At 73.6% G+C, this 12,410-nt stretch carries 13 protein-coding genes; 7 read left to right on the forward strand and 6 right to left on the reverse strand.

Translation table 11 applies throughout. The annotated features are described in order from the left end of the window. Positions 1-76: 76 nt before the first annotated feature. The gene (locus tag J2S41_RS19335) at positions 77-2,320 is read left to right on the forward strand and encodes a pectate lyase-like domain-containing protein (RefSeq protein ID WP_310369293.1); all 2,244 of its coding nucleotides are present in this window, start codon (positions 77-79) and stop codon (positions 2,318-2,320) included. A gap of 171 nt (positions 2,321-2,491) precedes the next feature. After that, positions 2,492-2,974 carry a hypothetical protein gene (locus J2S41_RS19340; RefSeq protein ID WP_310369294.1) on the forward strand — a complete coding sequence of 161 codons (483 nt, stop codon included), beginning with the start codon at positions 2,492-2,494 and terminating at the stop codon, positions 2,972-2,974. A gap of 195 nt (positions 2,975-3,169) precedes the next feature. Here J2S41_RS19340 and J2S41_RS19345 read toward each other — a convergent pair whose 3' ends face one another. Then, on the reverse strand, positions 3,170-4,588 hold the full coding sequence (locus J2S41_RS19345) for a DEAD/DEAH box helicase (protein WP_310369295.1): 1,419 nt from the start codon (positions 4,586-4,588) through the stop codon (positions 3,170-3,172). Positions 4,589-4,748: 160 nt separating this feature from the next. On the opposite strand from J2S41_RS19345, the gene J2S41_RS19350 reads away from it, so the two are divergent. The 3 genes from J2S41_RS19350 to J2S41_RS19360 all read left to right on the forward strand — a co-directional run bounded on the left by J2S41_RS19350 (position 4,749) and on the right by J2S41_RS19360 (position 7,153). Then, on the forward strand, positions 4,749-4,979 hold the full coding sequence (locus J2S41_RS19350; RefSeq protein ID WP_310369296.1) for a hypothetical protein: 231 nt from the start codon (positions 4,749-4,751) through the stop codon (positions 4,977-4,979). 73 nt (positions 4,980-5,052) lie between these two features. Continuing rightward, complete coding sequence (locus tag J2S41_RS19355; RefSeq protein WP_310369297.1) at positions 5,053-6,183, forward strand: peptidoglycan recognition protein family protein; 1,131 nt, start codon at positions 5,053-5,055, stop codon at positions 6,181-6,183. A 124-nt stretch (positions 6,184-6,307) separates the two neighbouring features. Then, positions 6,308-7,153: a TIGR03621 family F420-dependent LLM class oxidoreductase gene (locus tag J2S41_RS19360; RefSeq protein WP_310369298.1), complete on the forward strand. Its 846-nt coding sequence runs from the start codon at positions 6,308-6,310 to the stop codon at positions 7,151-7,153. Here the strand turns inward: J2S41_RS19360 and J2S41_RS19365 are convergent. The 3 genes from J2S41_RS19365 to J2S41_RS19375 form a co-directional block, all read right to left on the reverse strand. Continuing rightward, complete coding sequence (locus tag J2S41_RS19365; protein WP_310369299.1) at positions 7,134-7,946, reverse strand: helix-turn-helix domain-containing protein; 813 nt, start codon at positions 7,944-7,946, stop codon at positions 7,134-7,136. The genes J2S41_RS19360 and J2S41_RS19365 overlap by 20 nt on opposite strands. A gap of 131 nt (positions 7,947-8,077) precedes the next feature. After that, positions 8,078-8,911, reverse strand: coding sequence for a Rossmann-fold NAD(P)-binding domain-containing protein (locus J2S41_RS19370; protein WP_310369300.1), 834 nt, complete (start codon positions 8,909-8,911; stop codon positions 8,078-8,080). Next, positions 8,908-9,306: a nuclear transport factor 2 family protein gene (locus J2S41_RS19375; RefSeq protein ID WP_310369301.1), complete on the reverse strand. Its 399-nt coding sequence runs from the start codon at positions 9,304-9,306 to the stop codon at positions 8,908-8,910. The genes J2S41_RS19370 and J2S41_RS19375 overlap by 4 nt, the downstream gene beginning before the upstream one ends. A 77-nt stretch (positions 9,307-9,383) precedes the next feature. Between J2S41_RS19375 and J2S41_RS19380 the strand changes: the two genes are divergently transcribed. Both J2S41_RS19380 and J2S41_RS19385 read left to right on the forward strand, forming a co-directional pair. Continuing rightward, positions 9,384-9,956 (forward strand): TetR/AcrR family transcriptional regulator, encoded by a 573-nt coding sequence (locus tag J2S41_RS19380; RefSeq protein ID WP_310369302.1) that lies wholly within the window; start codon positions 9,384-9,386, stop codon positions 9,954-9,956. A gap of 198 nt (positions 9,957-10,154) precedes the next feature. Beyond that, complete coding sequence (locus tag J2S41_RS19385) at positions 10,155-10,520, forward strand: hypothetical protein (RefSeq protein ID WP_310369303.1); 366 nt, start codon at positions 10,155-10,157, stop codon at positions 10,518-10,520. Positions 10,521-10,528: 8 nt separating this feature from the next. On the opposite strand, the gene J2S41_RS19390 is transcribed toward J2S41_RS19385, so the two are convergent. Both J2S41_RS19390 and J2S41_RS19395 read right to left on the reverse strand, forming a co-directional pair. Next, complete coding sequence (locus tag J2S41_RS19390; protein WP_310369304.1) at positions 10,529-11,740, reverse strand: sensor histidine kinase; 1,212 nt, start codon at positions 11,738-11,740, stop codon at positions 10,529-10,531. Further along, positions 11,737-12,402, reverse strand: coding sequence for a response regulator transcription factor (locus J2S41_RS19395; RefSeq protein ID WP_310369305.1), 666 nt, complete (start codon positions 12,400-12,402; stop codon positions 11,737-11,739). The genes J2S41_RS19390 and J2S41_RS19395 overlap by 4 nt, the downstream gene beginning before the upstream one ends. Positions 12,403-12,410 lie beyond the last annotated feature (8 nt).

The following is a 12,410-nucleotide window of genomic DNA, read 5'->3' on the forward strand; positions in this document are numbered from 1 at the left end:
CTCTCTCGTCCGTACCCCCCGGTCCCGCCGTACGTCTGTCTCACGGACACGCGGCAACCCGTCGACAGGCAGGAATATGACTCCTCCGACAGTGACTTCGCCACCGCCGCACAAGCGCCGACGCCGTGGGCTGGTGGTGCTCAGCGCCGCCCTGTCCGCGGTCGTCGGCATCAGCGTCGCCTCGGTCACCCTGAACGCCAACGCCGCGGAGACCCCGCTGTCGCAGGGTAAGCCGGCCACCTCCTCGTCCGTCGAGGCCGGTTTCAACGCGTCCGCCGCGGTCGACGGTGACACCGGTACCCGCTGGTCCAGCGCGTTCGCCGACCCGCAGTGGCTTCAGGTCGACCTGGGCAGCACCCAGACGATCAGCCGCGTCGTGCTGAACTGGGAGGCCGCGTACGCCTCCGCGTTCACCATCCAGACCTCGCCGAACGGCACCACCTGGACCGACATCACCCCGGTCACCGCGGGCCAGGCCGGCGTACAGACCCTGACCGTGACCGGCAGCGGCCGGTACGTACGGATGAACGGCACCACGCGGGCCACCCCGTACGGCTACTCGCTCTGGGAGTTCCAGGTGTTCGGCGCCGGCGCGAACCCGACGACGCCGCCGCCCACCACGAGCCTGCCCACCTCCGACACCCCGGACTTCGGCCCGAACGTGCGGATCTTCGACCAGTCCACGTCCGCGGCGACCATCCAGTCCGCGGTGGACCAGGCGTTCAACGCGCAGCTGCGCAGCCCGACCGCGCAGTTCGGGCCCCAGCGGCACGTGTTCCTCTTCAAGCCCGGTACGTACGGGCGGGTCTGGGCCAACGTCGGGTTCTACACCACGGTCGCCGGTCTGGGCCTCAACCCCGACGACGTGACGATCAACGGCGCGGTCAACGTCGACTCCGGCTGGAACTACGGAGACGAGTCCAACGCGACCCAGAACTTCTGGCGCAGCGTGGAGAACCTGTCCATCGTGCCCGAGGGCGGCACCAACCGGTGGGCCGTCTCCCAGGCCGCCCCGATGCGCCGCGTGCACATCAAGGGCAACCTGACCCTCGCGCCGTCCAACCAGGACGTCGGGCAGGGCTACTCCAGCGGCGGCTACCTGGCCGACTCCGTCGTCGACGGCGTCGTCTCCTCCGGCTCCCAGCAGCAGTGGTACACCCGCGACAGCCGGATCTCCCGCTGGGACGGCGGCGTGTGGAACATGGTCTACTCCGGCGTCCAGGGCGCCCCGGCCAACGCGTTCCCGAACCCGCCGCACACCACGCTGGCGACCACGCCGGTCACCCGGGAGAAGCCGTACCTCTACGTCGACAACGCCGGGCTCTACCGCGTGTTCGTCCCCGCCCTGCGGCGCAACTCCGCCGGCGCGACCTGGCCGAACACGCCCGGCACCTCGATCCCGATGCGCGAGTTCTACGTCGCCAAGCCCGGTGACAGCGCCGCGCGGATCAACGCCGCCCTGGCGCAGGGCCTGAACCTGTTCTTCACGCCCGGCACGTACACCATCGACCAGACCCTCCGGGTCACCCGGCCGAACACCGTGGTGACCGGCATCGGCTACCCGACGCTGATCCCGAGCAACGGGGTCGAGGCGCTCAACGTCGCGGACGTCGACGGCGTGAAGGTCAGCGGCCTGACGTTCGACGCCGGCACCACGAACAGCCCGACGCTGATGAGCGTCGGACAGCCCGGCGTCCACACCGACCACGCGGCGAACCCGATCAGCGTGCAGGACGTCTTCTTCCGCATCGGCAGCAGCGTCCAGGGCAAGGCGACCACCACGCTCGCCGTGCACAGCGACGACACGATCATCGACCACATCTGGGCGTGGCGGGCCGACCACGGCGGCGCACCGACCGGCTGGACGGTCAACACCGGTGACACCGGCCTGATCGTCAACGGCGACGACGTGCTCGCCACCGGCCTGTTCGTCGAGCACTACCAGAAGTACGAGGTGATCTGGAACGGCAACCGGGGGAAGACGATCTTCTTCCAGAACGAGAAGCCGTACGACGTGCCGAACCAGGCCGCGTGGATCGGCCCGCGGGGCAACGGCTACGCCGCCTACAAGGTCGCCGACAACGTCACCGACCACCAGCTCTGGGGCGGCGGCTCGTACGCCTACTTCAACGTCAACCCCAGCGTCCGGGTGGACCGCGCCTTCGAGGTGCCCAACCGGCCCGGCGTCCAGCTGCGCAGCATCCTGACCGTCTCGCTCGGCGACGTCGGCACCATCGCCAACGTCGTCAACGACACCGGCGGCGCCGTCCCCAACCCGGCCGGCAACACCACGCCCCGCCAGGTCGTGGCCTACCCCTGATCCGCGTAGTACCGAGCTGAACCCGGCGGCCACCGGTGCGATCCCGCACCGGTGGTCGCTTCCGTCACACCGGTCGGTGGACCGGGTCGAGGCGGGGCTCGACGACCGCGCGGCCACGGCCGCGGACTTCCTGCTTCGGCGCCGGCCCACCGGGCTGGCTATGGTGCTCGCATGGTGATCAGACCGTCCGCCGCCGTGGCCGCCGCCTTTCTCGCCGACGGGCCGGCCGACGACGTCGACCTCGGCCTGTTCGGACAGTTCGCCGGGTCCTGGGTCCTGGACTGCACGGAGTACGAACTCGACGGCTCGACGAGCGTCCGCCGGGGCGAGTGGCACTTCGGGTACGCGCTGGGCGGGCGGGCGACCACCGATGTCTGGATTCTGCCCGGGGTCGAACACGGTGTCAGCGTGCGGTTCCCCGATCCCGCGGCCGGCCCGGGCGTGTGGCGCTCGACCTGGGTCGGACCGGGCCGGCGCCGGGCGCACACGTTCCTGGCCGCTCGCGCCGGGGACGAGATCGTGCTCGACGGCGGCGATCTGCGCTGGACCTTCTCCGACATCGAAACCGGCACGTTCCGCTGGCGGAACGAGGCGCGGCGGCCCGACGGCACCTGGCGGCTGCAGCAGACGTTCGAGGTCTGGCGGCAGGCCTGACCGGCGGGCGCCGCTACGGCTCCGGCGCCGCGCCGTGGGCTGAGAGCCGATCGCCGTGGGGCGCCGGGCCGCCGAGCCCCTGGGCCGGCGCCGGGCATCGCCGGCCGCCGCATTCGCGGGCCGGCGGCAACGTCGCCAGCGGCCTGACCGAAGCCCTCACCCCCCGCTGACCTCGCGCCCCGCCGCCGGCCGCGGCTATCGTGATCGGCCGCCCCGGCGGGTGGCGCCGACTCGGCTCCCCGCGGAGAAGGCGGCGGCACCGGACGGCTTCTGCGCGGCCGGCGGGGCCTCGCTCGCGCTGCCCGTCGCCCGGGAACGGGCCTTGCGGCGCGGGCCGGCCGCCGCGGCGGCGGACGATCGGGAGCGGGTCCGGCCGGCCGCCCTGGCGGGCTCGGCGGCGGCCTCGGCCGGCGGGGCGACCAGCGTCCGGGGGCCGGGGACGAGCTGATGGAGGAACGGGTCGCCGGGCCGCAGGCGCGTGGTCGTGGCGGTGATGCCGGCCTTACGGGCGAGGTGGCGGACGTCGTCGACCTGGTCGTCGGTCATGAGCGTGACGACCATGCCGGTCGCGCCCGCCCGGGCGGTCCGGCCGGAACGGTGCAGATATGCCTTGTACTCGGCCGGCGGGTCGGCGTGGATGACCAGCGCGACGTCGTCGACGTGGATGCCACGCGCCGCGATGTCGGTCGCCACCAGCGTGCTGGCGGTGCCGGCGGCGAACGCGGTGAGGTTGCGGCTGCGCGCGTTCTGCCCCAGGTTGCCGTGCAGCTCTATGGCGGACACGCCCGCCTGGACGAGCTGGCGGGTGAGCGTCTTCGCCCGCCGCTTGGTCCGGGCGAAGACCAGCGTACGGCCCGGGGCCGCGGCCAGGTCGACCAGCACGGTCAGCATGTCCCGCTGGCCGATGTGCAGCATGTGGTGCGGCACGGCGACCGGCGCCGCCACGACGTCGACGCTGTGCGTGACCGGGTCGGTGAGGTATCGCCGGACCAGGACGTCGACGCCGGCGTCCAGCGTGGCCGAGAAGAGCAGCCGCTGAGCACGACGCGGGGTCTGGTCGAGCAACCGCCGGACGGCCGGCAGGAAGCCGAGGTCGGCCATGTGGTCCGCCTCGTCGAGCACGGTGATCTCCACCGCGTCGAGGTTGACGTGCCCGCCGTCGACCAGGTCGAGCAGCCGGCCCGGGCAGGCGACGAGGACGTCGACGCCGGCCCGGAGCCCGGCGATCTGACGGCTCGCGCTCACGCCACCGAACACGGTGAGTGTGCGCAGCGACACGGCCGCCGCCAGGGGCGCGATCGACGCCTCGATCTGTGCGGCGAGCTCGCGGGTCGGCGCCAGGATCAGGGCCCGGGGCCGTCCCTGGCGACGCGGCGCGGGCCGCGCGATCAGGCGGGCCAGCAGCGGCACCGAGAAGGCATAGGTCTTGCCCGACCCGGTGCGCCCGCGGCCGAGGACGTCACGTCCGGCCAGCGCGTCCGGCAGCGTCGCGGCCTGGATCGGGAACGGGGTGGTGACGCCGTTCGCGGCCAGCGCCGCGACGATCGGGGCGGGCACACCGAGCCCGCTGAACGTGGTGGGGGAAGCGGTTGATCGAGGGCGGCGTGCCGCCATGCAGTCTCCGAACGTGGAAGGGCGCGCTGCCCGGCACCGGCCGGCGGCCGGGTGCGCAGGAGCCGCGGTCGAGCGCGGCGGGGCAGAACAGTGAAACCGTACGCCCCAATGTACCCGAGCAGTGCCGGGGCACCTCGCGCTCGCCACGTATCAGCGGCTCATGAGCGAGCCGCGGGCCGGCCTGGCCACCGTCCACGCCGCGGCCGCCGCCGGCGAGCCGCACGGCAAGACCGTCGTCGTCGCCCGGCACCCCGAACTCCGCACCCCTGAGCCGGTCCCCGGTCCGCGCACCGGCGCGGCATTGTGCCGGGGAGCGGATATGCCGTTCGGCGACTACAACTTTCGACAGATGCGGATTTGGGCGAATTTCGGCACGGTGAGATCGGCCTGACCGGGGCAGCTCGACGCGGGGGAACCGGAGCGATGCTCCGACCGGTCGGAAAACTCCACGAGAAAGGCACGACATGCTGTCACGACGACACCTGCTCGCGGGCGCGACGGGGGCGGGCGCGCTCGCCCTGGCCGCCGCCGCGGGCGCGAACGCCTTCGCCGGCGAGACCACGGGCGCGGGCAAGGGCGGTGCGCGGCGCCTGCCGACCACGCTCGCCAACCGGCGGACGCGGATCGAGAGCCGGTCGCGGACCGACGTCGCCGACTTCACCCTCACCCACCTGTCGGTCGTCTCGTCGGCGGCCACGGGGGTCCGGCTGCGTACCGGCTCGGGGTGGGGAGAATGGATCGACCTCGCGGCGGCCTCCTGCGGGCGCACCCGGGACGACAAGGCCGGGTCCGGCCGCCGTCGCTCACTGGTGCTGGCCCGCGACGTCACCGGCTACGAGGTGCAGACCGGTGACGGCAGCGCCGTCGCGGTCACCGAGCTGAACACCGTCGACGGTCCCGCCGGTCCGGTCGCCGGCACGAAGACGCGGCAGCTGCGTACCCGCGGCGGCCAGTGCGACGTGCCGGCGTATCTGTCCCGGGCGGCGTGGGGCGCGGACGAGTCGCTGCGCTTCAGCGCCGACGGCACCGAGTCGTGGCCGGCGGAGTTCGCCCCGGTCCAGACGCTGACGGTCCACCACACCGGGGTCTACGAGCACAACGACGACCCGGATCCGGCCGCCACCGTGCGCGCCGTCTACTACGACGACTGCGTGATCGACGACTTCGGCGACGTCGGATACCAGCTCCTCATCGACCGCGACGGCGCCGTCTACGAGGGCCGCGTCTCCGGCGACGACGGCTTCCCGGTCTACAACCGCGAGCTGAACATGGTTACCGCTGGGCACACCCGCGCATGCAACATCGGCAACATCGGCGTGGTGCTGCTCGGTCGCTTCACCTCCGCCCAGCCCACCGCCGCGGCCCGCGAGTCCCTGGTCAAGGTGCTCGCGCTGCTGTCGAAGGTCTCCGGCCTCGACCCGGCCGGCACGACCACCTACGTGAACACGGTCAGCGGCGTCACCGGCCAGGTGCCCGTGATCCAGGGACACCGCGACTGGGCGCCGTTTCACCCGGATAACAACACCGAGTGCCCCGGCGACGCGTTCGGTCCCACGCTGGAGTCGATCCGCCGGGACGTCGCGGCTCTGGCCTGACCGGCACGGGACGGTGACCGGAGGTTCTCCGGTCACCGTCCCACGCCGGCCGGAGAACGTCCCTTCCCCCGGATGGCGCACGTACCAGGGGGCGAAGGACTTCGATGCGGGACATACTCGGGGGATGTCCGAGCGACCGTTCCGATTCGGTGTGGCGCTGACCGGCGTCGTGTCGCGTACCGCATGGCTGGAGAAGGTGCGGCGTGCGGCAGATCTCGGTTATGACGTGCTGCAGATCCCCGATCATCTCGGGTTCACCGCGCCGTTCCCGGCCCTGGTGGCCGCCGCGGAGGCGACCGGCACGATGCGGCTGGGCACCTTCGTGCTCAACGCCGCGCTCTACCGCCCGTGGGTGCTGGCCCGGGACGTGGCCGACACGTGGCGGCTCACCGGCGGGCGCTTCGAGCTGGGCCTGGGCACCGGCTACATGGAGCACGAGTTCGCCGCGGCCGGGCTGCCGTTCGGCTCCGGCGCCGAGCGGCTGGCCTACCTGGCCCACACGCTCCGGGAGGTACGCGGGCGGCTGGCCGCCGAGCCGGACCGGCCGGACCCGCCGGTGATGCTGGCCGGTGCCGGGCGGCGGCTGCTGCAGTTGGCCGGCCGGGAGGCGGACATCGTCGGCTTCTCCGTCCAGGCGGCGGTGACCCCGGGCGTGGAGCCGGAGCGCGCCCTCGCCGACCGGATCGCCGTGGTCCGCGCCGCCGCCGGCGATCGCTTCGCCGGCCTGGAGCTGAACATGATCGTCGGCGCGGTCGGGCGTAGCACCGCGGAGTCGGACCTGACCATCGCCCGGGCCGCGACCGGCCTGCCCGACGAGGAACTGCTCGGACTGCCGAGCGTGCTGTGCGGCCCGGAACAGGTGATCGCCGACCGGCTGCGGCGCTACCGGGACGAGTTCGGCATCTCCTACTACGGCGTGCTGGAGCCGCACATGACCGCGTTCGCCCGGGTCATCCCGCTGCTGCGCTGACCGGTGCGTACGTGCTGCTGTAGACGACGACGCGCAGATCACCCGGGTTGAGGGTCATCACGTCCAGGTCCAGGTCGAGGTGGCCGTGCACCCGGCTCGGCACGCGGATCCGGTCCGCGTGCCCGCCCGGGGCGGGCGGCGCGTCCCAGAGCTGGACGAAGTCCCCGCTCAGCCGGCGCAGGTCGGTGATCATCGACGACAGCTCGGCGTCGGCCGGGTAACGGCGGGCCGCCTCGCGCAGTTCGGCCACGACGGTGGCGCGGAACCCCGCCAGCCGATCGGGCACCTGGAACACCGAGGGTCCCGCCTCGGTGAACGCGCGCCACACCACGTTCCGGCCGCGGCCCGGCGTCTCCGGAACGGTGCACACGTCCGAGTGCCACAGCTCGTTGGCGGCCAGCACCGTCCAGCTCGCGTCGCAGACGCAGACCGCGACCTCGGTCAGCCGTGCCAGCATCCGATGCGCCGGCTCGGTGATCTCGCGCGGGACCATGCCGTCCGGCTCCGGCGGCGCCGCGAATCCGGCGAGTGCCCGCAGCCGGTCGTGCTCCCCCGGGGCCAGCCGCAGCGCCCGCGCGATCGCGTCGACCACGCCCGGTGACGGCCGACGACGCCCCTGCTCCAGCCGCTTCACATGCTCCTCGGACACGCCCACGACGCCGGCGAGCTCGTCCCGGCGCAGCCCGGGCACGCGCCGGACGGCGGGCAACGAGGCCGGCACCCCGACCTCACCCGGCGAGAACCGCTGCCGCAGGGTTCGCAGCGCGGTCCCGAAGTCGTCCTGCCCCTGCATGAGCCCATTCTGTCAGCCGCACACGAGCTCAACCCCGATGGCATGGGTACGCCTGCGCGCTCCGCCGCAGGTGACGCTCGCCGGTGCTGTTGCTGCTGGTGCCGTGTGTGCCGTTCGGGAACCGCGCGCGGTCAGAGGCGGGCGCGGGTCTCCGCCGGGAGGCCGAGCAGGAAGTCGGCGAAGGAGCGCGGCGGCGTACCCGTGATGTCCTGGACCGTCGTGGTGGTGCGGTCCTCGGCGCCGCCGGCGATCGCCTCGTCCAGGGCGGCGAGCAGGTCGGCGAACGGCGCCGGGATGCCGCGCCGCCGGTGACGCGCGGACAGTTCGGCCGGGCTGACCCGCCGGTGCCGGATCCGGCGGCCGGTCACGCCGCTGAGCATGGCCGCGACGTCGTCGAAGCTCAGCGGCGCCGGGCCGGTCAGCACCACGTCCCGCCCGGCCGGGACCGCGCCGGTGAGGAAGCGGGCGGCGACCGCGGCGATGTCGTCCGGGTCGATGAACGGGACGCGACCGTCACCGGTCGCGCTGACGATCTCGTCGTGGCGGCGTACCGAGTCGGCGTGCAGGTGGTCGAGGACGAAGTTGCTGGCGAACCAGCTCGGCCGCAGCACCGCCCACTCCGGCACGTGCGCCGCCAGACTCGCGCCGGCCGCACCGAGACCCGGACCACCCAGCGGTACGGCCGAGGAGCCCAGCAGCACCATCCGCCGCACCCGGCACCGGCGCGCCTCCGCGAGGAACGGCGCGACCACCGGCATCGGGTCCGCGACGCCGGGCGGCAGCACGAGATAGACGCCGTCCACGTCGGTCAGTGCCGGGCGGTGGGTCGCCGGATCGGCCCAGTCGAACCGCACGTCCGCCCGCGCGGACCGGCCCGCCCGGCGAACCGGGGTGCCGTGCGCCTCCAGCCGGCGGGCGAGGCGGCTGCCGGTGGTGCCGGAGGCGGCCGTGACCAGCACGGTCATGCGGACAGCTCCGCCATCAGCATCGGGTTCCAGTAGTCGCGGTAGTGCCGGATGCGGCCGTCGACAATGGTGAGCACCGCGACGTACCGGGCGGTGTAGGGAGCGCCGGTGGCGACGACCCGGCCGCTGGCGGCCAACTCGGCGACGATCACCCGCGGGTCCGCGGTCTCGTGCACCACGACGTCGTGGATGCGCTGGATGTCGAGCCAGTCGGTGTAGCCGTCCAGGTACGCCTCGACGGCGGCCCGGCCGTCGAGCCGCTGCGGGCGGCCGGGCGGCGCGAACGGGAACTCCATCACCGCGTCGTCGGCGTAGAGCGCGGTGAACGCGGCCATGTCGTGGGCGAGCAGCGCGTCGGTGGCACGCCGGAAGACGGCCACGGGGGTGTCGGTCACGAGTCCTCCACTAGACTGCGGACTGTCGGTCCGTTTCACCGTAGCGGACTATCGGTCCGTTTGGGAAGGCGGGTGTCGTGCGAGCGGACAAGGCACGCAACCGGGAGGCCGTGCTGGCCGCCGCGGAACAGCTCTTCGCGCGGGCCACCGACCCGGACGAGGTCTCCATGGACGCCGTCGCGGCGGCCGCCGGCGTCGGCAAGGGCACCATCTTCCGCGGCTTCGGCGATCGCCGCGGACTGATCCAGGCCCTCTACGACGAGCAGGTCGCCCGCGAACTGGCCGCCGACCCGGCGGAGTCGGCCGCCGAGCTGCTGACCCGGGTGTGGACGTTCAAGCACCGCCACCGCGGCCTTACGCTCGCCCTGGAACGGGAGGGACACGGCAGCCCGTACGCCAACGCCGCCTACGCCCGCCTGCACGCCGAGCTGACCGCCCACGTCACCCGGGCACGCGGCCCGGCGGACGCGCCCTTCCTCGCGCACGCACTGCTCGCCGCCGTCCGCAGCGACCTGGTGGAACACCTCCGCACCCACCCGGACGTCGACCCGATCGCCGGTCTGCACGCCCTGACCCACCACATCCTCGGCACCGCCCCGGACCACCCGAGATCCGAGGCCGGCCGAACGTCCCGGCCCGTGTCGCACTGATCACCGGCGATATCTCCTACGAAGCAGAGGACGGGTACGCGAGTGAGCCGCAGACGTCTGATAGCCGCGGCGGTCGCCATGGCGGCCATCGGTGGGGTCTGGGCCGCATGGCGAGCCGCGCCGTTCGCCCCGTCGATGGAAGCCGAGCGCGTCTATCGCCGATGCCCCGAGCCGCCGGCGACCTCCGGGACCGGACCCATGCCCGAGCCGTCGGCCACCTCCGGGACCGGGCCCATGGTCGCGGAGGCCTCGTACCGCGAACTGCAACTGTGCGCGCTGGGACGGACGCCCGCCGAACGAAGCGAGTCGCCGCGTCTGCGCCCGGAGGACGCGCGCGACCTCCTCACTCGCCTGAACGCGCTGCCCACCGAGCCGCCGGGGCCGGGCTGTGACGGCGTCCCGGCGTCTCCCACGCACCTGCTGGTCCTCAGGGACGGCGCGCGGTCCGTCGTCGTCTCCCTCGACACCGGCCCGTGCGACACGGTCCTGCACTCAACCGGCGTCCGATACGGTGCCGGCGAGATCCATCGCCTCGCCGAGGAGCTGATCGCCGAATATCGGTGACGCGCCGGCTAACGATGGGCCGTCACCCGGTCGGCGAGGGGGAGGCGGACGGTGAAGAGGGCGCCGGTGCCGGGGTTGGCGGCGGCGGTGATGGTGCCGCCGTGTTTCTCCACCACGTCGCGGACCAGGGCGAGGCCGAGGCCGAAGCCGGTGGTCGTGCCGCCGTGGTGGAAGCGGTGGAAGATGCGCTCGGTGTCGGCCGGGTCGAGGCCGATGCCGGTGTCGGCGACCGTGAGCTCGGCCGTGTCGGTGGCGGTGCGGGTGGTCACGGTGATCGTGCCGCCCGGCGGGGTGTGCGCGAGGGCGTTGCCGATGAGTTCGCCGATGACGCGGCGCAGCGCGGAGGCGATGCCGGGCACGATCAGCGGGCCGGGGTCGCCGGCGGCGGTGAGCGTGATGCCGCGGGCGGCGGCACGGTCGGTGTCCAGGGTGACCGTGTCGCGGGCGATGGCGGCGAGGTCGACGTCGTCCGGCAGGCGGGTGCCGAGCTGCGCGGAGAGCAGCAGGTCGTCGACGATCTCGCCGAGCAGCCGGGTATTGCCGATCAGGCGGTCCAGGTCGGTACGGTGCTCCGGCGGGATCGACGCGCGGCGGGCCAGCAGCTGGGCGCGGGTGTGCACGCGGGCGATCGGGGTGCGCAGTTCGTGGCTGGCGTCGGCGACGAAGCGGCGCTGGCGGCTGAGCGCGTCGGCCAGCGGGGCGACCGCGCGACCGCCGACGAACAGGCCGGCCAGGACCGCGACGACCAGGCCGAGCGCGGCGGCGAAACCGATCGCCTCGAGCAGCAGCAGCCGGTCGGCGCGCTGGTAGCGGGTGTCGAAGACCGCCTGCACGGCGTCCGTGCCGCGCCGCTGGGTGAGCACCTCGTAGACGGTGCCGTTGCGCGCCACGGTCGCCGACCGGGTGCCGCCGGACGCGGCCACCTCCTCGAGCTGCTCCACGAGCGGGAAGCCGGGCGGTGGCGGAATCCCGGCGCCCGCGGTGGAGGAGCCGCCGGAGAACACGATCAGCCAGGTGCAGCCGGGCGGGCCGCTCGGGTCGCCGTACTGCATGGTCCAGGCCAGCTCCCGGTCGATCTGCGTGCGCTGCCCGCCGACCAGGACCGCGTAGGAGACGCCGCCGACCAGTGCGACCAGCCCCACCACGATCAGGCCGACGATCAGCCCGATCTGGCGGCGGGCGCGGGCCACGGCGGCGCGGTCGGCCGGTTCCCAGTTCACAGCTCCCCCAGCCGGTAGCCGAGCCCGTGCACGGTCCGCACCGCGGCGCGCCCGAGCTTGCGCCGCAGGTAGTAGACGTAGGTGTCCACGATGGACGCGGCGTGCGCCTCGTCGAAGACCCGGCGGCGCAGCTCCGCGCGGGAGTGCACGGCCGACGGCCGCGCGGCCAGGATTCGCAGCAGCTCGAACTCGCGGGCGGAGAGCGGCACCCGGTCACCGGTCGGCAGCACCGCGTCGCGCAGCGTCAGGTCGAGCAGCCCGGCGCCGATCCGCAGCGCCTCGGTGGCGTCGGTGGCGCGCCGGCACAGCGCGCGCAGCCGGGCGCTCAGCTCGTCCAGGTCGAACGGCTTGACCAGGTAGTCGTCGGCGCCCGCGTCGAGGCCGGCCACCCGGTCGTCGACCGAGCCGAGCGCGGTGAGCATCAGCGCCCGGGCCGGGACCGCCCGTTTTCGCAGCCGGGTCAGCAGGTCGAGCCCGTCCAGTGCGGGCAGGCGACGATCGATGACCATCACGTCGTACGGACGGCTGAGCCCCAGGTGCAGGCCGCGCTGACCGTCCGGGGCATGGTCGACGAGGTAGCCCTCGCCGGCCAGCGCCTCGGTCAGCGTCTCGGAGAGATCGGCGTCGTCCTCGACGAGGAGAAGAGTTCCGCTCCTACGCATTCGCCGAG

It is taken from the genome of Catenuloplanes atrovinosus (genome assembly GCF_031458235.1).
GTDB lineage: Bacteria > Actinomycetota > Actinomycetes > Mycobacteriales > Micromonosporaceae > Catenuloplanes > Catenuloplanes atrovinosus.